This is a genomic window from Paenibacillus sp. VTT E-133291 (assembly GCF_002264395.1).
GTDB lineage: Bacteria > Bacillota > Bacilli > Paenibacillales > Paenibacillaceae > Paenibacillus_AQ > Paenibacillus_AQ nitricinens.
Window position 1 is genome coordinate 26,522 of sequence record NZ_NFVA01000052.1, and the last position, 22,619, is coordinate 49,140.

Below are 22,619 nucleotides of genomic sequence, written 5' to 3' on the forward strand. Positions count from 1 at the left end.
TTAAAAATGCGCCTACGTCGGTAATATCCGGCTAGGCGCTTTTTCGAGATTATCTAAGAATTAAAGGATTCTGCAAGACTATTTTCACTATCATCGTCATATGAATCTAAACAACGAATGATAGGGAGGATTGTAATCATGGAATTGACGGAGATTATCTCTAAGATTGTGGTAGTCATACATGTTATAGCGGCCATTGTGGGAATTGGACCAGCTTTTGTGCTGCCAATACTGACAAGCTCTGCCAAGACAGGCAGCCAGCTTCGTTTTGTATTTGGCATGATGAAGACAATAAACAGATTCCCTAAAACGGGTGGGATTACCCTGATCGTTACAGGCATTTTGTTAATGATCATTGATAAAATGGGCTTGTCGGTGTTGTGGATCAATCTTTCGTTATTATTTTTTATCGTGATAGAAGTCATTATTATTGGATTTGTTGAGCCCCGATTGAAAAAGCTGACCCAGCTCGTGATGGCGAGTGAAGGCGACGAAATCCCTGTAGGCTACAACGCCGCAATGAACAAGATCGCTCCGTTAGAAGCAGCTGTACATGTGCTCACTATCGTCATTATTATATTAATGGTAGTAAAGCCGGTATAAGATCGAAGCGCCTATTCTCAATGATCTCTTCATAATCGCGAATGAGTCCATCAAAAATGCTCTCCCACGAGCGGCCGAGCGCCAGCTGTCGCCCCTCATAACCCATAGCAGCCAGCTTTTGGGGTTGCTCTATACAGGCACAAATCTCACGAATAAAAGCAACAGGGGAACGAGGTGGGGCGATGATTCCGGTGCGGCCGGGTGTAACCAGATCCTTCACCCCGCCTTCATTTACGGCGAGGACAGGCAGTCCAGAGGCCATGGCTTCAAGGACAACATTACCGAAGGTTTCCGTACTGGAAGGGAAGACGAATAGATCAGCTGAGGCATACAATTGGGCAAGCTCTTCACCGTGTTTGTAGCCCGTAAACGTGACATTTTGCGGCGCCTGTGCCCGCATTTCTGATAATAAGGGACCGTCTCCAACAACTAACCAATGCACCTGAGCTTGCATAGACTCGGGCAATTGCTGCATGGCGAGAGCAAGGGTGTTGATATCTTTTTCAGGAGCAATCCTTCCCACATACAGAAGTAATATAGGCGCGGTAATTCCGTAACGATCACGGACCTGATGGCTGCGTTTTTTCGGAGTGTAGAGATTGCAGTCGATGCCTCTAGACCAAAGCTTCAAACGTTGAAAACCTTGAGCTTGGAGGGAATCAAGTGTCTCGTTGGAGGGCGCGAAGGTAGCATCGCAGGACCGATGAAACCACTTCATGTACTTCCAATAAAGAGGAACAATTTTTTTCATCCGATAATATTCAAGATAGCGGTCAAAATGGGTATGGTAGGAGGCGACATGAGGCAGGCCAAGCTTTCTCGCATAGCGAAGGCCGCATAGACCGATATTGAACGGAGTAGCCAAATGCAGCAGATCGGGTCGAAAAGCTTTTAGCTCTGACTGGATGGAGGACATATTCGGCAGCGCGAGTCTACATTCTGGGTATAAGAAAAAGGGGATACTGGTAATGGGACGTATGGGATCGGCATAACTGTCTTCAGGAGCAGATTTCGGCGAAAATAGCAGATGCTCGATACCCCGCCGGTTCAAATGAGTGGTTAAGCGCTGAAGCGTAAGTGAGACACCATTCGTTTGCGGAAGAAATGTGTCTGTAAATAAAGCAAGACGCATAGAACCCCTCCCAGGTACTCTTGATGTCTTGATCATAACAGCCTATTATTTCATGGAGGTCAAACGGATGTTAAACAGAATATAAAAATCCACTGTACAAGGTAATGAGGTGTACCGTGGATTTTTTTTGTATGAGATCTTATATTTACACGTCTTCATATATCCGCTGTAAAAAAGCGATGCTTTCTCTTAGATGCGATTCAGGAGTGCTCTCTAAAATGCCCTGAATATGCGGACGCTCGTACTTCATATAACGAAGAATCGGCTCAAACTCAAGCCAGCCCTGACCTACAGGAACAATTTTGATGGCTCCATCTTGCACGATAAAATCTTTTAAATGAATGATGGCTATTCGATTTTCTAAGAGCTTCAAAGCTTCCATAATAATAGCTTCCTGATGTAAGTAATTTGTAGGTGACATTAGATTTGCGCAATCCAATATGACCTGAAGATTATTAGAAGGAATCTCATCCAGCAGTCGGCGAGTTAAGGAAGCGGAATACAGCGGATGATGAAGTCCTGCTTCAATACCTACCGTCACACCAAAACGTTCGGCCTCTGCAACCATTACCTTTACCGAAGTAACGACCTCCTGAAAAGCCTCTTCTGTAAAATTAGCTGTGGTATAGCCCCGGCCTACACTTCCGGTCTCTGTTCCTACCAGGCTAGCGCCGAAATCCCTGGCCAAGCGAAGATGCGTATTGAATTCGGCTAACGCTTGTGCCCGTTTGAATGGATCAGTGTCTATAATATTAACGTAACAGCCAAGCACCGCCATCTGAATACCAGCCTGTCTAAAGGCATTTCCGTAATAACTAGCTGTTCCAGGGCTTATAGCAGTCAGACTCGGAGTACTGTCAGGAAAAGACTTTTTAAGTGCAAACTGAATATGAGCGAAATTATAAAACTGAATCTTTTCAATTAAATCCTTCAATGGAACTTGTGTGAAATCATGTGCTCGAACACCCAGATGCAGGGGAATGCCCATGTGATGTGATCACTCCTTTTATTAGTTGTTGTAAGTCTGTTAATGGTAAGGCAGTAGATTGTTCAATAGCCTGAACCACAAGTCTGGCGATGTGCTGAGCACCTTGATCAGAGAAATGAGTATCATCCATAACTCCATTTGGGTAATTCGGATGTGCTTTTTCAGGCAAATGCATGAATAATTTCTTGGATTCTTCTTCGCCTAATGAATGATAGAGCACTTGCGAAGCTGCGAAAATATCAAGCAGCGGTGTATGCGTTTCTTCAGCTACCTGCTTCATAGCCTCGGGATAAGCGCCTACAGCAAGCGGGTCAAGCTCTCCATCGGAGTTGAAGCGGCGGCGACTTACAGAGGTTAGTAGAACCGGAGTCCCACCTAATTGCCGAGCAGCTTCAATATATTGAATTAGGTTGCGGCGATATTCAGTGTCGGGATCAGTGTAACGCAAAGGATCTTCTTTTTTCTCATCGTTGTGTCCAAATTGAATGAAGAGGTAGTCACCGGCTTTGAAGTCTTTAAGGATGGCATCCAGGCGACCATCAGTTATAAAAGATTTGGTACTGCGGCCATTGATGGCGCGATTATCGATTCGAACAGAAGTCCCAAAATAGCCTTGCAGGTATTCTCCCCAGCCAGTCATAGGTTTCTCTCCAGCACCTTTGATAGCCGCAGTGGAATCCCCTGCGATAAATAATGTGGGTGTCATAGGTATACTCCTTGCCTCCTTAAAAGGTTATATGCACACGTTAACATATTTTGAGAAAAAAAGAGAGACTCTTTTTTTGGATTCCACCTGAACCATATTCATCTCTTTTTACATTGATTCGTCGAAGGTGGATTTAAGTTTTGTGCCAGCGTTGTGATCCCGGTATTGTCCGGGTGTCATGCCTTCCTGCTTTCGGAAAGAGCGTATGAAGTTCTGAGAATTGTTGTATCTTAGTTTGGCTGCAATATCTTTAATGGGCATATCAGTTTCCTTCAGCCATTTTTTCGCCATTTTAAATCGGTACATCGTTAAATATTCACTGAAATAGTACTGGGTCTCCTTGCGGAAGACACTGCTGATATAGTTGGCATTATAATGCAGACGTGAAGCACATTCTTCTAAAGTAAGATCTGTATCGTAATCATGTTGTATCAAATCAATGATCTTCTCGGAGATGTTGTGATATTGAGCATTTTGTCTACTGTTAAAAATCTTGATCATCGGATAAATGACCATGCTCCAGAACCAATCTTCAATTTCCGTTACAGTATGAAGGTCATGCAGCTCCTCAAATATGGAACCATTGGCATGATAAATCTGATTTAAGCTAATACCGGATTCCTGCATCATTATGAGTAAATTATTGAGTAAGCGCGTCAACGGAATCTGGTATTCCTGTGGTGAAAGCTCATGAGCAAAGATAGATTTGAAGAGCAAATGAATGAGTTCCTTTGCTTTATCTGTTTCAGCTAATTTGATAGCGTCCAGTAAGTCATTTTCTTTATGAGTAGGGTAGTTCAAATTCAGATAGTGCTTGCCAGAGTTAATATTTTCATACTGGATAATGACACCTTTACCAAGTTTGATCCGGTGCTTCAGTGCTTCGAGTCCCTCTCTGTAAGCCGTGGATAATTTGTCAAAGGTGTTGAAGGGAAGGCTTAGACCGATGCTCACCTGAAGCTTTAGGTAGTTGTTTATCTCCTGCTGCAGCTTCTCAGTTAACGAATATAATGTCTTGTGAAAAGACTCAGTATCACTGTCTGGACTTCCTAATAAGACGACAACTGCATGATCCATAATTACAGGAGCCAGTCGTTGTTCAGGGCAGACTAACTCTTCAATTATATTGTGGGCAGCGAATAATAAGAGATTAAGATCTTTTTTCTCATAGCTGGAATCATCGGCAAAATCGATCGACAACGTAATCACAGCCATCGTCTTCCATTCTTCAAGCTGCTTATGATAGCCGAATTGTTCCAGTTCTTCAAGCAGATCACGCTTCTTGACGTTGCCATGGAAAGCATTGATTAGGAAGAAGGTACGAACCTGTTGGATATGCTGACGGACTTCTTTTTCCAGCTGTGATTTGGATTGGAATAAAGAATGAACTTGTTCTCCGATAATCTGAAACTCATTCGTATGTCTGGATTTGATGTCGGGTTTGCGTTGGCCCATTTGATTGAGCAGTCTTTCAATGGGGGTGTACATCCGTCTTGATCCGATCCATGCCAAGAGAATAGACAATAGAAGCATAAAGGTACACACGAATATCGTAAACAGGCTAATTTTTTTGGATTCTTTCGTTAAACTTTCCATGGATGTGACCGAAAGATAGACCCAGCCATTCATCTGAGAGCGCATGTAAGTGACAGAGTAATCCTTCTTGTGGATCATGGTCTTAAACTGACCTGAAAGTTTAGATGGATTAGAAATGAAAGAATCTTCAGTGAATCCGCCTTCTTTCATTGGTTTTCCGATCAAGTTGCGGTCCGGATGGAGCAGGAATCGACCTGTCTTATCCAGAACGATAATATCGTCGAGGAGCTGTACATCCGAGTTAATGAAATCCTGAAGACTGCAGACAGGAATATTAGCTAAGGCGAGCCCATATTTTTGCAGCTTATTGGTTGGGAGTTTCTTGATGAGACTAATGCTGTAGTTACAGCCTGTGACGTTAATACTTTCCTCACTGTAAAATATGGAGGACGGGTTCAGGATCCAAGAGGTATCTTCGGCAATATTCATTAAGTTTGTGAGCTGCGCATGGTCCTTGTACTCATTTAAGCGATAAACACCAGAATTTTTGATCATCCAATTTTGCTGCTGATTTAATAAGATGACATCTTCCAGCTTCGTATCGAAGGACTGCATATTGCGAATTTCGTTTCTTAAATCATTGTATAAAATGAAATCGGTTTCATTTAAAGGGTTGTTTAGTGCTTTTTTTAATACACTAGAGTTGATCACTTGGTTTAATGTTTGATTGACAGTTGTTAACTTATGTTCTACATTTGAGGTGATTTGTAAGATTAATTCCATTTTGCTGTTGTTAACGTTTTTTTGAATTTCTTTTGATGATGTGAAGTATGAAAAAGAACCGATGAACAACACAGGCAGTGTGCTAATTACAAAGGCAAATATCGTTAGCTTACTTAGAAAGCTTAATGGTCTCACGGGACTCAGCACCTTTACTTATGTAGAAGTAGACACTTGATCTAAGTGTATGTAACTTGGTAGGAAATAACAATAATCATCTCGTTCTGTGATAATCATTAGCTCTAATTATGCTTATAAATTGTAAAATTTTCAAGATATAGAGTGATAATCCTTACAATACCTAGGAGGCCACAGAAATGTCTATAGTATCTATGGGTAAAAGGGCAACACTGTATTTCTGCTTATTTACCATGCTCGTCTTCTCTTTTTTAAGCGCTTGCAACGATAAAGAGTCTACCGGATCCGCTCAAGATGCGGCTCGGCCGAGTATCTCAATTTTGGCACCCCTTCATTTTCCACAACAGCCTTCGAAAGAGATTATGGCGGAGATTGAAAAATTGACAGGCGTGAAGCTCGATATAAGATGGGTTCCAGAGGGGGTCTACACGGATAAGATGAACACTGCTTTGACGACTAATTCCCTCGGAAAGGTCACATTTGTAAAATTTTCAGACTATAATCTGGTGAAAAATGCTATTCGTTCGGATGCCTTTTGGGAGATTGGACCTTATCTTCAGGAGTTCTCCAATCTTAAACAACTGAACCCCGCCATTCTTAAGCAGACTTCTGTAGATAGTAAGATCTATGGCCTATATACGGAACGCCCCTCTTCCAGACAGGGAGTCATTATTCGTAAGGATTGGCTCGACAATCTCCATTTAAATAATCCACAAACACTGGATGAACTGTATGAGGTCATGAGGCAATTTACATACAACGATCCAGATCAGAATGGCAAACAGGATACCCTTGGACTAGTCGATCGAAATGATCTTGTGTATGGGGTATTCAAGACGTTAAGTTCGTATTTTGGTACACCGAATAATTGGAAACTAGAGAACCATCAATTCGTTCCTGAATTTGTGACCGCCCAGTATAAGAACACCATGAATTTCATGAAGAAATTATATGATGAGAAAATCATAAATCAGGATTTTGCCCTAACGAGCAAAGAAGTGCAACGTGATAAGTTCATAAATGGCATTGCTGGCGTATTTATTGGCAGTATGACAGATGTTCAGCGGCTTTCTATTGAAGCTCAGAATTTGAATCCGAAAGCAGAACTTACGTTAATCAATCGGATCAAAGGGCCTGAAGGATATAAAGTGTGGTCGATTCCCAATTATAACGGACTCTATCTCTTTTCCAAAAAAGCCATTGCGACGGAGGATGAACTCCGCCAGGTACTCGAATTCTTTGATCGAACCATGGATAAAGATGTAGCGAATATAATGATGTATGGGTTTGAAGGACGCCATTATAAGCTTGAGGAGAGAAAAATCATTCTTCCCGAGGAGACCTCAGAGCTGCGGGTGAAGGAAGTGAATCCGTTATATTCTTTGATGATTGCAGACATTAGTAATAAGAACATTATGGAGGTGGCTCAGAAGGAGCAATTGACCTCACTTGCGGATCAGCTAAGTAAAGATAATGAATCTTTTTTGGTCGATGATCCGACAGTTTCTCTAAGTTCATCTACCTATGATGAGAAGAATGTAGAATTGTCTACCATTATTGTGGATGCTACGTACAATTACATATTAGGCAATATAACCGCTGAGGGATTTCAGAAGGAAGTTGAGAAGTGGAGAGCTAGCGGAGGAGATCTGATTATTAAGGAATATGGTGAGGCTGAGCTTGGGATAGAAAAATAAATGGGTTAGTTTGATCCACTGCGGATGACGCGGTGGATTTTTTTGTGTTATCACCATAATCATTTGCTCAGATCCCTTTAAGAACAGGGCTTTATGGGGAAATGATTGTTTTCGTAACCTTGCGGGCGATGTAACGTGTAACTCGTAACCAATACAAATTATGGAGGTCAAAATGGTATGAAGAAGAAATCCTTCACCATGTTGTTGACAGCACTGTTAGCGTTCAGCACATTGTTAGCTGGATGTGGTGGTAACAACAATCAAGCAAGTTCTGAAACTGCAAGTGGTGAGAGCACTGCTAAGCCGGTTGAGACAGAAGTACCTAAAGAAGAAGTGAAAGCAGGACCGGCAGAAATTAAGATTATGCTTCCATTAAATACTACAGAAACACCACCCGACAGAATAAAAATTGAGCTTGAAAAATTGACTAATACCAAGTTAACTTATCAATTCTATCCGGCAGATACGTATGAAGAAAAGCTGAATTCATCCTTTGCTACGGGTTCACTGCCACAAGTAACCTATTTGAAGAATCAAACCACCTTTATTCAAATGAAAGACGCGATTAAAGACGGTCAGTTCTGGGAAATAGGTCCTCTTTTAAGCGAGTTCCCTAATTTGAGTAAATTGAAACCGGAAATTCTGAATAACACGAAAGTGGATGGCAAGCTGTACACCTTGTATATCGGCCGCCCACTAGCACGCCAAGGGATCATTTACCGTAAGGACTGGGCAGATAAGCTGGGACTTAAAGCACCGGCTAATGTAGATGAATTACTGGCTATGGCTAAAGCATTCACAGAACAAGATCCAGATGGTAATGGCAAGAAGGACACCACTGGTATTATTGACCGGAATGAATTAACCTACGGTGCTTTCAAAACAGTATCCTCCTGGTTTGGTACACCGAACACATGGGGCGAAGTGTATGGCAAATTAGCACCTGACTTTACGTTCCCGCAGTATATCGATACGATGGATTTTTTCAAAAAAGTACGTGATGGCGGCTACATGAACCAAGATTTCGCGGCTACAAGTAAAACAGATGCGGTGAATATGTTCACCAGTGGTAAAGGCGGCCTTTATATCGGGGGCTCCATGCAGGATATCGATTCTCTGAATAAAGATACTATCAAGAATTTCCCGGATGCAGTTCTGGACACACATAGTATGGTTGCAGGACCGGATGGAAAGTTTGCGCAATGGATGATTCCTGGGTATAACAACGTCGTCTTGTTCCCTAAATCTGCTGTAAAAGATGAAGCAGAGCTGAAGAAGATTCTTGCTTTCTTTGATCAGATGATGACCCCTGAAGTTGCAAACTTGATGTATTGGGGCATTGAAGGCGTTCATTATACCGTTGAAGACGGTAAAGCGAAGCCTGGCGATGATAAAGAGCTGATTGAGCGTGAGGTAAAGGGCTTTAAGGATAGCGTTATTGGAGAATATGAAACGAATGGCATGTACCAAAGCTATAACGTGCTGCCAGGTCGAATCCACGCCGAAGAATTAGTTCTTGAGAATGTGAAGGTGGGTGTACCTGACCCAACTGCTGCTATGGACTCTCCTACTTATACAGAAAAAGGTGTTGAACTCCAACAAATCATTACCGATGCGACCTACAAGTATATCTATGGACAGATCGATAAGGCTGGATTTGAGAAAGAAGTGGAGAATTGGAAGAGCCGTGGCGGAGCTAAAATCATTGAAGAGTATAACGCATTGTACAAGAAATAGATTCTCGCAGAAAAAGGTTGTTGATCCTGTTTCAACAACCTTTTTTTAACCACATGGTGAAATGAAAAGTTTGAATAAAGAAGGAGAAAGGAAGAGAACCATGCAGGAACTCACCACACAGCCAGCCCCACAACCAAAGCGTATATATAAGAGTAACAGTGAACTAAAAAAGCGGCTGTGGAGAAATAAATGGCTCTATGTCATGCTAACGCCGGGTGTACTGTACTTTATTATCTTTAAATATTTACCTATGTATGGATTAATTATCGCCTTTCAAGATTACAAGCCCTACCAAGGAATCACGGGCAGCAATTGGGTAGGGATGAAGCATTTTAGCAGGTTGTTCACAGAACCGGACTTCTTAAATATTTTAGTGAACACACTGATCCTGTTTGGATTGAATATTCTTATTTATTTTCCAATACCGATTATATTAGCCCTGATGCTGAATGAGCTTCGAGGTACATTTTTCAAAAGAACGTTTCAGACCCTATTCTATTTACCCCATTTTATGTCGTGGGTTATCGTCGTCTCCATCTCCTTCGTTATGGTTACGATGGACGGAGGCATTGTCAACGAACTGCTGGCTTATTTTGGCTTTGAAAAAATCAACTTCCTGCTTAACCCAAGCTGGTTCAGACCGATGTACATTATTCAGGTCATTTGGAGAGAAGCGGGCTGGGGAACGATTATTTATTTGGCTGCTATTGCTGCAATTGATCCAGGACTATATGAAGCAGCACGTATGGATGGAGCTGGCCGGCTCAGACAAGTCTGGCATATTACACTTCCAGCGATTCGAGGCGTAATTATCACCTTGTTTATTTTGAAAATCGGTTCCGTTCTGGATCTTGGATTTGAACATGTCTATCTGCTGCTTAACTCCATGAATCGAGAGGTCGCGGAAATTATTGATACGTATGTATACACCGCAGGGCTAAGACAAGGACAGTTTAGTTATAGCACAGCTATCGGATTCTTTAAATCTATTGTTGGTTTGATCATGGTCATGACGGTGAATAAAATCTCCAAGAAAATGGGAGAAGAAGGCGTTTATTGATACGTTGTAGGAGGAATCGAAATGGTAGAGGATAAAACAATCGGTGGTAGAATTTTTGCAGCAATAAATTTTACGCTGTTAGCCATTATTGCTTTGGTGACGGTGCTCCCTTTTGTGCACGTTGTAGCAGGATCTTTCACAACTAGTGCCGAGATTGCAGCGAATAAATTTGTGCTAATTCCAAAAGTATGGAGTCTCGAAGCGTACAAGTTCATTTTTTCTACGAACACATTATTTAAAGCGATGGGAGTTTCCATCGGGGTCACAGTAATCGGAACAATCTTCAGTATGTTTATTACCTCTCTGATGGCTTACGCGCTGGCTAGAAAAGATCTGGATGGACGTAAGGTGGTTAACTTCCTGGTCGTATTCACGATGCTATTTCATGGAGGAATGATTCCAACGTTCTTGGTAGTAAAGGAATTAGGTCTTATCGACTCTTATGCAGCACTCATTCTACCTTCAGCCATTAGTGCTTTTAACATGATTATCTTAAAGAACTTTTTTCAAAATATCCCTGAGGGCTTGGAGGAATCCGCAAAAATCGATGGCTGCAACGACTTCGGCATTTTGTTCCGGATTGTCCTGCCCTTATCCCTGCCAGCCTTAGCGACTATTGGATTGTTCTATTCGGTTACGTATTGGAATACGTACATGAGCGCTATTCTGTATCTGGATGATAGTGCGAAATGGCCAATTCAAGTGCTGCTCAGACAAATCGTTGTCCTTGCAAGTGGTATGGACCATAGCGCTACGCTTGATGCAACCGTTCCACCACCGGATCAAACGATTAAGATGGCTGTCATCGTGGTAGCTACCCTGCCCATTCTCATGGTGTATCCGTTCCTGCAGAAGCATTTTGCCAAAGGTGCCATGTTAGGTTCTATGAAGGGCTAATAAGAGGAAGAGAGAGATTATTCTTTGGAAGGAGCTTGGAGATGACTGGCAGGATACCAACAACACCAATGGATTGGGCCAAAAAGGCATGCGATTCTTTAATGGATACTTACAGAGCGGGAGAGCTTCCTCCAGCACATCGTTGGCATTACCATCAAGGTGTATTTCTGTGTGGTATGGAGCTTATGTGGAAGGCTTATCATGAAGATCGCTATATTAACTATATTCAGGAATACGTGGATGATTTGGTAGATGAATATGGTAACTTTTATTTCGCCCGCGATGAGCTGGATGCTGTTCAAGCTGGACAACTGCTGTTTAATCTTCATAAACGGACAGGTAAACTCAAGTATCGCATTGCTGCCGAGAAGCTGAAGAATTTATTGCTTACGTTAAACAAAACCTCTGAAGGTGGGTATTGGCATAAGGATAAATATGCTAACCAAATGTGGTTAGATGGGCTTTATATGGCAGGCGTATTCTCGTTAAAATATGCGAATGTCTATGGTGATCCTAGCTTGCGTGATACGGTTCTCCATCAAGAGATGTTAATGCGTAAGTATATGAAAGATGAGGCAACCGGGTTATTGTATCATGCTTGGGACGAGAGCCGCCGGATGCCATGGTCAAACCCGGAGACAGGGTGCTCACCGGAATTCTGGAGCAGATCGCTGGGCTGGTATGGTCTCGCCTTATCACAATTTCTTGATCTGTTGGCCGTCCAAGATCCAGCACGAGCTGAATTATCTTCTACTTTACGGGAATTCGTAGATGCCCTTATTCGTTATCAAGATCCGGTAAGTGGGCTTTGGTATCAGGTCGTAGATAAGGGGCATGAGCCGGATAATTGGCTGGAGAGCTCAGGTTCATGTTTATTCGTCTACACAATTGCCAAAGCAGTGAAGCATGGCGTTGTAAGCGATGTGGAAGTTGCTACAGCCGCGGCTAGAAAAGGTTATGAAGGGTTAATCCGAACCATTCAGTGGGATGAGCAAGATAGATTAATCTTGCCAGACATTTGTATTGGTACTTCGGCCGGGGATTACGAGAGTTACGTCACGCGGCCTAAAGTTAAAAATGATTTACATGGCGTAGGCGCGTTGGTGATGGCTTGTGTTGAGATGGAGAGCTTAATCCAAGAGTGATTCATGTGTATCCTTAAATTTAATGATATTCAGGGGGTTGGGATGAAGAGATCACATTGGGCAATCCGTACAGCAGACTCTATCATGGCAAGGACACCAAAGCTCTATGAAGATAAAGGCTACAACAGAAGCTGGACCTATGACTATGGTGTTGTATTGAATGGATTTGAATGGCTGTGGAAGCTAACCGGGGATACGAAGTATCTGCAATTCATTCAAGGTCAGCTGGATTACTTTATTCAGGAGGATGGCAGTGTTAAGGGCTACCATTTGGATGAGTACAATATCGATCACATCAATAACGGGAAATTATTATTTACGCTATATAAAGAAACCAAGCTGGAAAAATATAAACAAGCGGCTGTGTTATTTAGAAAGCAGCTAGAAACACATCCACGAACCTCGGAAGGTGCTTTTTGGCATAAAAATATTTATCCCTATCAAATTTGGTTAGATGGTCTTTATATGGGTGCGCCTTTCTATTTAGCCTACTTGCAAGCTTTTGAAGAAGGGCAGGGGCTTGAAGACGTGACGAAACAGTTTATCTTGTGTGAGAAGCATACGAAGGATTGGGAAACAGGCCTGCTATACCATGCATGGGATGAACAGCGTATTCAGCCTTGGTGTGACCCCGAAACAGGCTGCTCCCCTAACTTTTGGGCGCGATCACTGGGTTGGTATCTTATGGCACTAGTAGATGTTCTAGAATTATTGCCGAGTGGGCACTCCGATTATCCAGAGCTGGTGCGTATTCTAAACGATACTTTATCTGCTGTGAAGAAATATCAGGATACTGAGTCCGGAGTCTGGTATCAAGTGATGAATCTGGGAGAACGCAAAGGGAACTATCTAGAGGCTTCCGCCTCCAGTATGATCGTGTACGCTATGGCAAAAGGTATTCGATTAGGCGTATTAGAGGCTAGTTGGTACGAACCGTTAGATTGCGCTTTCCAAGGACTTATCGCCGAATTTGTACTCGAAACCAAAGAAGGCTGGGTCAATCTAAATAAGAATTGCCAAGTAGCAGGGTTAGGTGGAGCAGATCAACGCGACGGCACTTTTGCTTATTACATTAGCGAGCCTATTGTCACTAACGACCAAAAGGGTGTCGGTGCTTTCTTGCAAGCTTGTGTGGAGTACGAGCAATTAAGAGGCTGGATCTGATATAGAATAGGAGGGCTATAGAATGTCCGTATATAATATTGAGGATTTTGGAGCGCTTAAGAATAGCGGGATGTTAGCGACAGAAGCAATTACGCGTGCGATTGAAGCGGCAAGTGAGGCTGGTGGAGGAACTGTGTATGTGCCAGCAGGTACTTACTATACGGGTGCGATTGTTATGAAAAGCAATATTGAATTAAATTTAAATCCAGGAGCGATCCTTTCATTCAGTACGAATCCGGTGAATTACCCAGCTGTGGAATGTAGATGGGAAGGAGTGAAGCAGCAGGTTCATACGCCTTGTATTCATGGCAAAGGTTTAGTCAATGTATCGATTACCGGAAGCGGAACTATTAATGGTAATGGCAATGCATGGTGGGATGTATTTCGGAACCGCCCTGAAGAGCTGAAGTACCCCCGTCCGACTTTGATTGGATTTGATAGCTGTCAGCGTGTAACGATTAAGGATGTCTCGCTAGTGAATTCTCCAAGCTGGACCGTTAATCCTGTGGGCTGCTACAATGTGACGCTTGATAATCTGTCCATTAATAACCCGGCTGATTCTCCGAATACAGATGGTATTAATCCAGAATCTTGTATGAATGTTCGGATTAGTAACTGCAATATTGATGTGGGTGATGACTGCATTGCTATCAAAGCGGGAACTGAAGATACGAAAGAGCGCATTCCATGCGAGAATATCACGATCACCAATTGTACCATGGTTCATGGGCATGGGGGAGTTGTACTCGGAAGTGAAATGAGCGGAGATATTCGTAATGTAACCATCAGTAACTGTGTCTTTAAACAAACCGATCGGGGCATACGTATGAAATCAAGACGTGGACGCGGAGGGACGATTGAAGATATTCGGATCAGTAATATTGTAATGGAAGACGTCATTTGTCCGTTCACACTAAATCTATACTATTTCTGTGGACCTCGCGGGAAAGAGAAGTATGTGTGGGACAAAAACCCTTATCCGATTACAGATGAAACGCCATGCTTTAGACGAATTCATTTCGCCAATATTACCGCACGTAATGTCCATGCATCTGCGGGATTCTTATATGGACTTGCAGAGCAGTATGTATCGGAGATTACTTTTACAAATATTGATATCTCCATGGCACGCAATGCAGTTCCCGGGCAACCGGATATGATGACAGGGATCGAGAACATGAACAATCGCGGATTTTTTCTGGGCAATACAAGGGATGTGCAATTTCATCAGGTGACCATCGAGAATCATGAAGGACCTGCTTTTTATATTGAAAATGGCGAAGCTATAAAGATCATAAATTGTCATTCGAAGAACACGAGCAAGCCAGAAAAACTAGTAGAACAAGTTACGGTTTCGCCCTCAGAACAGAATGTGTGTCCGTAAGGGAGGGAACCATGGAGCCTGATAAACTGAAGGAACTGTTAGGTGATCTTCCGGCGGATAAGCCGATTGCCGTAACTGTGATGAACCAAGAGGAGCGGGACGGATATAGTCTGGAATCCCTTTTACTGGATCTTAATGGGATTGAACAGGTGCCTGCTTACGTAGCAATCCCTTTACATAAAGAAGGGCCGTTTCCGCTGGTTGTCTTTAATCATTCTCATGGAGGGAATTACGCGAATGGACGCAATGAGTTTATTCGGAGTAGTCCCTATTTACAACAGCCCTCTTTTGCTAAAGCGCTAACGGAGTTGGGGTATGCGGCTTGCTGCATCGACATGTGGGGGTTTAATGAGCGTGGTGGCAAAACGGAGAGTGAGTTAGTGAAGGAAATGCTGTGGCAGGGTCAGGTCATGTGGGGCATGATGCTCTATGACAATATTCGTATGATAGATTACATGGGCCAGCGTAAGGATATTGATGCAGCTCGAATCGCAACAGTCGGCATGTCCATGGGTGGTTTGATGGCCTGGTGGCTGGCTGCATTAGACGAACGAGTCGGGGTGATTGTCGATATTTGTAGTCAAGTAGATGCGCATACCCTAATGGCTGTAAGAGGACTAGATCACCATGGTTACTATTCTTATGTACCCGGGTTATTGAAGCATTTCACAACGCTCGATATTCAAAAGCGGATCGTTCCCCGCCCGCGAATGAGCCTCGTAGGCAGAAATGATCGGCTATGTCCCACTGAAGGAGTAGAACTCTTGGATAGGGGGCTGTCCGAAGCTTATCAAACGGCAGGGAAGTCAGAACATTGGCAACCTGTCATTTCAAGTGGCGGGCATATGGAGACTGTGGAAATGCGGACTTTATGGCAGAAATTTTTGACGAAGCATCTATAAAATCCAAAGAAGGGAACTGAACCAACGATGCTAGTAGTAGGCAAAGAATCCTTTTGCGACTATCACACGATTCAAGAGGCGATAGATTCGCTAGAGCGCGAGCCATCGGGCCAAGCAGATACGCTTTATATTTTGTCAGGCATCTATAATGAGACAGTTTGGATTTATCGTTCTTATTTAACGATTATAGGGATTGGCTCCGTGGAAATCACCATGAATCGTTATGCCAAAGAGCGTGATGAAGCGGGCGAAGAAATCAATACGTTTGCTACACCAACGTTATTTCTGGGCGGCAGCCATTTGGAATTAGAGAACCTGGTGATTACAAACAGTGCTGGGCAGGGAGAACATATTGGTCAGGGGGTAGCCGTTTATGTGCATTGTGACCAAATCGTGTTCAGACATTGTACCTTCAAAGGGCATCAAGACACGTTGTTCACAGGGCCTTTGCCACCTACTCCACGAGAGCGAGGGGCATTCGGAGGCGTTCCGCTGAGAGAACATCATGCCCAGTATCGCCAGTTGTATCAGCATTGCTATATAGAAGGAACGATCGATTTTATTTTTGGCGGTGCAACGGCTTATTTTGACCAATGTGAAATCCGTAGTTTACGTCATTATGAAAACAATACAGGGTATATAACAGCTGCCTCCACACCCGAGGGACAGGCACATGGTTATATTTTCAAGAATTGCTTCTTAACAGCCATCCCTGATATTGCTCCAGTGTTCCTAGGACGTCCTTGGCGTGAGTACGCTAAGACTGCATTTGTGGGTTGCAAGATGGGTTCGCATATTCATCCTTTGGGCTGGGACAACTGGAATAATGTTGCTAATGAGCTAACCGTAAGTTATCAGGAATTTGGCGTGAAGGATGCTGCTAATGTGCGAAAGCAACGTGTTCCCTGGTCGGATTGCTTTGAGGAAGGGGAAGAAGCGCTGGATAAAGAGTTTGTTTTTGCTGGAACGGATTTTTGGAAGCAGATACTGTAATTGACTAGTCTATAAAGAGAGGCAGTCTTGGACGAGTGAACCAAAGTCCTAGGCTGCCGTTTTTAATGAATGAGCTCTTTATCGTTTATTCTTTTGTTTTCTTTTGAAATATGTCCAAGAGTAATAGATCAACCAAAATACCATAGGAACTATTAAAACATAAGGTCTTTGGATTGCTGGAAGAATGTAAAATAAAAAAAGCCCAATTAATATCGTTGGCAGCAATAGAATAAAATACTTTTTCCAATGCATGATTATCCCCTCCCTTTTGCCTAATACTAAAAATATCTTGCTTGCTTTAAATGTTAATGCCCTCGTCATGAAACCTTACAAAAGTGTTAGGTGACTGTCATCTAGATCAATGGCATCAACCTAGCAGCTTCTCTATACTAATCCATTGATAGGATTAATTTAAAGGGGGAGTTGGTCGTGAGGTTTTTTGAAATGCTGTTATTCTTTTCAAGTGTTAGTTTTTTGGCACTCCAGTTCATTTTAAATCAACGTATTCGAAGACCTGCTTTGCTCCTGACAAGCGGAGCAGGCTCCATTTTTTTAGTGATACATTTGCTTGTCGAAGGATACAGGGTTCAGCTTGTATTTTTATACGGATTTACGATCCTGATGCTTATGCTTTCGCTTACAGACGTTTTCATAAAGCGGAAAGTCGCTCGGACTGCCTCGCGAATTCGTAGGGTGTTGGGCCGCTTTTTTATCGTGATTGGGCTAATTGCAACGGGGTGCTTCCTATATGTGTTTCCTGTATCCGACATTCCGGCACCATCCGGCGAGTTGCAGGTAGGCACGAAAATCTTTCATTTCATAGACCAAAACCGGGAGGAAACATTTAGTAAAACCGCGACAGGCAAGAGAGAATTGATGGTTCAGGTATGGTATCCGGCTCAAGATGGCACAGGCAAGTACGCTCCCTTTATTCCAGATACCCAGATTTTACGTTATATGGCTACGAACTATGGCCTTCCCGGGTTTACTTTACAACACCTAAAGTACGTATCCAGTCATGCGTATTCGGGGGCTGAAGTCTCTTCTGCACAAACTTCATACCCACTGATCCTTGCGAATCCCGGCTTCGGCTCTTCCAGGTTCCTCCACACGGCGCAAGCTGAATATCTCGCAAGTCACGGATATATCGTGGCAGTGATTGACCACACCTACAATACATTTGCAACCGAGTTTCCGGACGGTAGAATCACGACCAGCACAACCAACGATTTATTCTCGCCTGACCATGATTACCAGACGGAAAGAGGGAATCGCGACAAGTTAGGTAAAGTTTTAACCGACGATGTGGCGTTTGTACTGGATCAATTGGAGCTCATCCAATCGGGGAAGATTCCAAGTCATCTAAAAGGGAGAATAGATCTCGATAATGTCGGTGTATTCGGTCATTCCATCGGCGGAGCGACGGCCTATGACGCTTCTTACGATCCGCGAATCGCGGTTGGAATAGACTTTGATGGTGGGCTTTATCGTTTGCGTGACAGAGAGGGTCTGCGTAAGCCGTTTTTGTTCATCAACTCGGAAAGCGAATTTGAAAAATTAAAAATGGTGATGGATAACCGGGTCTACACGGATTCAGAGCTTAACCGTATGGGCTCAACAAGAGAGTGGGAGGATAAAGTAACGGAAGATAAAAAGTTGGAGCTTGAACGGATGCGCCAAACAGTCGACGAAGGGGGACAGGTCCTCTATATCGAAAATACGGAGCATTTGAATTTTACCGACATACAGTTCATTTCTCCAATATTCAAAATACTGGGCATTACCGGAAAGATTGCTCCCGAAAGAGCAAACTCCGTTATCAATGCCTATATGCTTGATTTCTTCGATTTGTATCTGAAAAATCAAGGCGGAATCTTAATGAAAGGACCGAATAGCCGCTTTCCGGAGGTGAAGTTCGTAACCTCACTATTATAAATTACGTAACAGGCTGCTGATTTTGATAAGCACCTCTTCAAGTAGACAGGGGTTTGATAAATAACCGTTACTTGAAGGGGAGTTTTTATTTTGTCTAAGTAAACTCGACATTTAATACGTTTCCAATTGAACTACTTTGTAATTCCTCCAAAGTTATGAGATAATAGAGTTTTTCCGTTGATTCTATTTTTCATGGCATACGAGCTATGCCTGATCAAATATTGGAGGTAGGCTTGTTGGCGACACAGTATCCTTTTGAATACGATCGGACCAGACCTTTTATGGAGCAAGTAGGGGAATGGGTCGGCGATGTATTCTATGAAATTCTTCCTGAGGCAGGATTTGAAGTTCGTGATGAACAGATTTACATGGCGTTTCAGGTGGAGCGAGCTTTTGCTGAGAAGAAGACGATTTTTGCTGAGGCAGGGGTCGGTACGGGTAAGACTTTAGTGTATTTGTTATATAGCATTTGCTATGCGCGGTATATGGGTAAACCTGCGATTATCGCCTGTGCGGACGAGTCCTTAATTGAGCAGTTGGTGAAGCCAGAGGGTGATATTGCCAAGCTTGCGATGCATCTGAATATGAATATCGATGCCAGGCTGGCGAAATCTCCAGATAAATATATGTGTCTGAAAAAGCTGGATCATGCTCGCAACAATGATGATGGGAGCTTGCCGCTGGAGAGTTTGTATGGTACTTTACCTGATTTTGTACATTCTCATGCACCGATGCAGCAGTTCCATGCCTATGGCGACCGTAGGGATTATCCAGATCTGAACGACGAACAATGGAATAAGATTAACTGGGATACGTTTCAGGATTGTTTTACTTGTGATATGCGTCATCGCTGTGGACAAACGTTGTCCCGTGATCATTACCGGAAATCAAGCGACCTGATCATTTGTTCCCACGATTATTACATGGAGCATGTCTGGACTTATGAAGCGCGTAAGCGAGAAGGGCAAATTCCTTTACTTCCAGAGCATTGTGCAGTTGTATTTGATGAAGGGCATTTGTTAGAATCTGCCGCCATGAAGGCGTTAGGCTATAAAATGAAGCATGTTGTCTTTGAAGAACTAATCTCTCGTCTGCTACAGAATGAGATTCGTGAAACGCTTGCTGTTCTTATCGATGAAGCGATTATGCAAAGTGAGCAAATGTTTAAACACATTCGTCGTCAATGCCGCACCATTCCTGGATCGGATCGAAAAAGCATTGAGCTAAATGCATCGCTAATCCGTGAGGTACATCGCATGCGTAGTGTAATTGCTGCTATCGAAGAAGAATTAGTATTCGAAAGTGGACTGTACACGATTGATGAATATCAGTTACGAATAGTCGAAGAACGTTTGGAGACCATAGAAATCGCGTTGAGATTGTTTGAGGATTCAGGTGCGTTAATCTGCTGGGCGACGGAAGATAGCGATGGCTTAACACTGTCGGTCATGCCGCGTAATGTTAAGGAAGTACTCCAAGATAGCTTGTTCACGCAAAAAATGCCGATCGTTTTCTCTTCGGCTACATTATCCGTGGATAAATCATTCCAATACTTGAAGGATAGTCTTGGAATACACGACTTCCTGTCTTTCTCTGTAGACTCACCTTATGATTATGAGCACCAGATGAATATCTATGTACCAGAGCTTCAGAGCGGTGATTTTGCTGAGAAAATGGAGATCTCTATGAAGCTTATCCAGCAGACAGAAGGAAGGGCTCTGCTATTATTCCGTACTCGCGAAGAACTTCTGCAGTTCAAGCAGCTCAACTCGCAGAGTGCAGAATCCAGCAAGTATTCTTTCCTCTATGAAGGGGATCAGGAGATCAGCTATCTGATCTCAGCTTTTCAACGGGATGAGCATAGTGTTCTTTGTGCGGTGACACTGTGGGAAGGATTAGATATTCCAGGACCTTCACTATCTAATGTGATCATTTGGTCGCTACCTTATCCTCCGCTTGACCCTGTATTTATGGCAAAACGTGTGGAGACTTCCAATCCTTTTGAAGATGTGGATTTACCTTACATGCTGCTAAGACTTAAACAAGGAATGGGACGTCTGATCAGAACGGGTACGGACCAAGGAATTGTGACGGTACTTGCGGAAGCTGAAGGACAACATCCCGTTCACGAGTATATAACTTCTGTACTCCCGAAGGGAACTAAGCTTCAGAAGCTTGAAGTGTAAATTTAAAAATTTAATATAGGAACACAATCGCTCTTTTGGTGAGGTGGATGCTCCGGCATGCTGCTTCTCGAAGGAGTTTTTTTTATGTAAATTCAAGCATAAGGATTCCTAATCTTACGGATAGTATATTGGTATTTAACTTTCGAGCCATGGCGTATTATTGTTGATTCATGGGGGAAGGGAATTACATACCTCCGTCATCTAGAGATTCATACAAGGGGTGTATACGACATGGGGGATTCACAGGGATTATACCAATCAAACAATAAGAAACAAGTTGGTTTTGCACTTGGGATTGGATTAACCTTAATCATTGCATTAATCGCAAAATATTTAGCAGGCTTTCCATTTCTCTCTATTATGGGCCAATTGGTCATTGCCATCTTAATCGGAATTATTTGGCGGGCAACCGTAGGAGTGCCGGGTACGATCACCCAGGGCACTGATTTTTCCAGCAAAAAGCTGCTACGTCTAGGAATTATCCTACTGGGTATGCGGCTGAATTTAATGGATATTGTTGCTGCAGGTCCGCGGGTATTTCTACTGGCGCTTATTGTAATCGGCTTTACGATCCCAGTTGTATACGGACTTACCCGACTGTTCAAGGTAGATAAACGACTTGGTATCTTAACGGCTTGCGGGACAGCGATCTGCGGTGCGGCGGCGGTGGTGGCGATTGCTCCACAAATCAAAGCCAAAGACGACGAAACTGCTATTGGCGCAGCTATAGTTGCTATTTTAGGTACAATATTCACGTTGCTATACACTTTTTTGTATCCTTTTCTAGGCTTGTCAGATCTAGGCTACGGTGTATTCTCAGGAGCTACCTTACATGAAATTGCTCACGTCATCGCAGCAGCAGATGCTGGTGGGAATGCAGCAGTAGATATGGCGGTTATCGTTAAATTGACTCGGGTAGCCTTACTCGTTCCGGTTGCCATAATAATTGGGATTTGGACGAATCGTGCGGAAAGAAAGGTGCAGGGCGGCCAATCCAAAGCCTCATGGAAAAGCATTCCTATTCCTTGGTTTATCCTCGGTTTCTTACTTGTCAGTGGTGTGAACTCATTAGGGGTCGTATCAGCATCAGTGGCAAATGGAATTGTAACGATTGCTTATATGCTAATCGCTATGGCGATGGCTGGACTTGGTTTAAACGTTGATTTGGCGGCATTTAGACGACTAGGGATGAAGTCTTTTGCAGCAGGGCTTATAGGTTCAGTCTTATTGTCTTTCGTTGGATTTACCCTAGTTCACTGGTTTGGACTGGCGTGATTTTTTGCATACTATTGAATTGTAAAAAAAGAATTTGCTTCTATTCTCGGTGTAACTGCAGATACACTGAGGTTATACGAGTAACATGATATTGTTAGGCCCACTAAAGATAACAGCAATAATTACAGATATTTTATTGATTTAGATGCAAGAGATTTGCTTATGAGTAGATGGTACAGAAGTATAGGGATTCCATTGCCGGAAGTGGCAAACTAGATGAAGGAGTATTCTTTAGTGCAAGTTACGGGTAGGATGCAATCACTGTGCTTTAAAAGCGAATTAACGACAACTTCCCGGAAAATAATTGAATCTTTTTAAAGACGCAGGGTGGGTGAAGTGCTCCCTGTCAAGTGTACAGTGT

17 protein-coding genes are annotated in these 22,619 nt (G+C 43.0%); 13 read left to right on the plus strand and 4 right to left on the minus strand.

Annotation, left to right across the window (positions count from 1 at the left end):
- The first annotated feature begins 138 nt into the window (after positions 1-138).
- A complete protein-coding gene (locus CA598_RS19605; protein ID WP_179283714.1) occupies positions 139-603 on the plus strand; it encodes a DUF2269 family protein in 465 nt (154 codons plus the stop codon).
- On the opposite strand, the gene CA598_RS19610 is transcribed toward CA598_RS19605, so the two are convergent.
- From CA598_RS19610 to CA598_RS19625, 4 genes are all read right to left on the minus strand, one after another.
- Positions 575-1,735: a glycosyltransferase family 4 protein gene (locus tag CA598_RS19610; RefSeq protein WP_094877572.1), complete on the minus strand. Its 1,161-nt coding sequence runs from the start codon at positions 1,733-1,735 to the stop codon at positions 575-577. The genes CA598_RS19605 and CA598_RS19610 overlap by 29 nt on opposite strands.
- A 145-nt stretch (positions 1,736-1,880) precedes the next feature.
- On the minus strand, positions 1,881-2,723 hold the full coding sequence (locus CA598_RS19615; RefSeq protein ID WP_094877573.1) for a sugar phosphate isomerase/epimerase family protein: 843 nt from the start codon (positions 2,721-2,723) through the stop codon (positions 1,881-1,883).
- Positions 2,686-3,429 (minus strand): rhamnogalacturonan acetylesterase, encoded by a 744-nt coding sequence (locus tag CA598_RS19620; protein WP_094877574.1) that lies wholly within the window; start codon positions 3,427-3,429, stop codon positions 2,686-2,688. Before CA598_RS19620 ends, CA598_RS19615 begins: the two co-directional genes overlap by 38 nt.
- A 108-nt stretch (positions 3,430-3,537) precedes the next feature.
- A complete protein-coding gene (locus tag CA598_RS19625) occupies positions 3,538-5,883 on the minus strand; it encodes a helix-turn-helix domain-containing protein (RefSeq protein WP_094877575.1) in 2,346 nt (781 codons plus the stop codon).
- A gap of 179 nt (positions 5,884-6,062) precedes the next feature.
- Here CA598_RS19625 and CA598_RS19630 point away from each other — a divergent pair, with 179 nt between their 5' ends.
- The 12 genes from CA598_RS19630 to CA598_RS19690 all read left to right on the plus strand — a co-directional run bounded on the left by CA598_RS19630 (position 6,063) and on the right by CA598_RS19690 (position 22,258).
- A complete protein-coding gene (locus CA598_RS19630; protein ID WP_256990559.1) occupies positions 6,063-7,580 on the plus strand; it encodes an extracellular solute-binding protein in 1,518 nt (505 codons plus the stop codon).
- Positions 7,581-7,757: 177 nt separating this feature from the next.
- The gene (locus tag CA598_RS19635) at positions 7,758-9,317 is read left to right on the plus strand and encodes an extracellular solute-binding protein (RefSeq protein WP_094877576.1); all 1,560 of its coding nucleotides are present in this window, start codon (positions 7,758-7,760) and stop codon (positions 9,315-9,317) included.
- A 100-nt stretch (positions 9,318-9,417) separates the two neighbouring features.
- Positions 9,418-10,377 carry an ABC transporter permease gene (locus tag CA598_RS19640; protein WP_094877577.1) on the plus strand — a complete coding sequence of 320 codons (960 nt, stop codon included), beginning with the start codon at positions 9,418-9,420 and terminating at the stop codon, positions 10,375-10,377.
- A 21-nt stretch (positions 10,378-10,398) separates the two neighbouring features.
- Positions 10,399-11,274: a carbohydrate ABC transporter permease gene (locus tag CA598_RS19645; protein WP_094870936.1), complete on the plus strand. Its 876-nt coding sequence runs from the start codon at positions 10,399-10,401 to the stop codon at positions 11,272-11,274.
- A gap of 41 nt (positions 11,275-11,315) precedes the next feature.
- Positions 11,316-12,419, plus strand: coding sequence for a glycoside hydrolase family 88/105 protein (locus CA598_RS19650; protein WP_094877578.1), 1,104 nt, complete (start codon positions 11,316-11,318; stop codon positions 12,417-12,419).
- Positions 12,420-12,461: 42 nt separating this feature from the next.
- Positions 12,462-13,583 (plus strand): glycoside hydrolase family 88/105 protein, encoded by a 1,122-nt coding sequence (locus tag CA598_RS19655; RefSeq protein WP_094877579.1) that lies wholly within the window; start codon positions 12,462-12,464, stop codon positions 13,581-13,583.
- A 22-nt stretch (positions 13,584-13,605) separates the two neighbouring features.
- Complete coding sequence (locus CA598_RS19660; protein WP_094877580.1) at positions 13,606-14,967, plus strand: glycoside hydrolase family 28 protein; 1,362 nt, start codon at positions 13,606-13,608, stop codon at positions 14,965-14,967.
- Between the two features lie 11 nt (positions 14,968-14,978).
- Complete coding sequence (locus CA598_RS19665) at positions 14,979-15,869, plus strand: dienelactone hydrolase family protein (RefSeq protein ID WP_094877581.1); 891 nt, start codon at positions 14,979-14,981, stop codon at positions 15,867-15,869.
- 27 nt (positions 15,870-15,896) lie between these two features.
- Complete coding sequence (locus CA598_RS19670) at positions 15,897-16,862, plus strand: pectinesterase family protein (protein ID WP_094877582.1); 966 nt, start codon at positions 15,897-15,899, stop codon at positions 16,860-16,862.
- A gap of 429 nt (positions 16,863-17,291) precedes the next feature.
- Positions 17,292-18,797 (plus strand): alpha/beta hydrolase family protein, encoded by a 1,506-nt coding sequence (locus tag CA598_RS19680; protein ID WP_094877584.1) that lies wholly within the window; start codon positions 17,292-17,294, stop codon positions 18,795-18,797.
- 206 nt (positions 18,798-19,003) lie between these two features.
- A complete protein-coding gene (locus tag CA598_RS19685) occupies positions 19,004-20,983 on the plus strand; it encodes an ATP-dependent DNA helicase (protein ID WP_256990562.1) in 1,980 nt (659 codons plus the stop codon).
- A 231-nt stretch (positions 20,984-21,214) separates the two neighbouring features.
- Positions 21,215-22,258, plus strand: a complete 1,044-nt coding sequence (locus CA598_RS19690; RefSeq protein WP_094877585.1) for a YeiH family protein — start codon at positions 21,215-21,217, stop codon at positions 22,256-22,258.
- Positions 22,259-22,619: the final 361 nt, after the last annotated feature.

Coding starts and splice junctions, on each gene's coding strand:
- CA598_RS19635 (WP_094877576.1), top strand. CDS start 7,758: ATGAAGAAGAAATCCTTCACCATGTTGTTGACAGCACTGTTAGCGTTC.
- CA598_RS19660 (WP_094877580.1), top strand. CDS start 13,606: ATGTCCGTATATAATATTGAGGATTTTGGAGCGCTTAAGAATAGCGGG.
- CA598_RS19650 (WP_094877578.1), top strand. CDS start 11,316: ATGACTGGCAGGATACCAACAACACCAATGGATTGGGCCAAAAAGGCA.
- CA598_RS19640 (WP_094877577.1), top strand. CDS start 9,418: ATGCAGGAACTCACCACACAGCCAGCCCCACAACCAAAGCGTATATAT.
- CA598_RS19615 (WP_094877573.1), bottom strand. CDS start 2,723: ATGGGCATTCCCCTGCATCTGGGTGTTCGAGCACATGATTTCACACAA.
- CA598_RS19665 (WP_094877581.1), top strand. CDS start 14,979: ATGGAGCCTGATAAACTGAAGGAACTGTTAGGTGATCTTCCGGCGGAT.
- CA598_RS19670 (WP_094877582.1), top strand. CDS start 15,897: ATGCTAGTAGTAGGCAAAGAATCCTTTTGCGACTATCACACGATTCAA.
- CA598_RS19690 (WP_094877585.1), top strand. CDS start 21,215: ATGGGGGATTCACAGGGATTATACCAATCAAACAATAAGAAACAAGTT.
- CA598_RS19620 (WP_094877574.1), bottom strand. CDS start 3,429: ATGACACCCACATTATTTATCGCAGGGGATTCCACTGCGGCTATCAAA.
- CA598_RS19610 (WP_094877572.1), bottom strand. CDS start 1,735: ATGCGTCTTGCTTTATTTACAGACACATTTCTTCCGCAAACGAATGGT.
- CA598_RS19655 (WP_094877579.1), top strand. CDS start 12,462: ATGAAGAGATCACATTGGGCAATCCGTACAGCAGACTCTATCATGGCA.
- CA598_RS19645 (WP_094870936.1), top strand. CDS start 10,399: ATGGTAGAGGATAAAACAATCGGTGGTAGAATTTTTGCAGCAATAAAT.
- CA598_RS19630 (WP_256990559.1), top strand. CDS start 6,063: ATGTCTATAGTATCTATGGGTAAAAGGGCAACACTGTATTTCTGCTTA.
- CA598_RS19605 (WP_179283714.1), top strand. CDS start 139: ATGGAATTGACGGAGATTATCTCTAAGATTGTGGTAGTCATACATGTT.
- CA598_RS19685 (WP_256990562.1), top strand. CDS start 19,004: ATGCCTGATCAAATATTGGAGGTAGGCTTGTTGGCGACACAGTATCCT.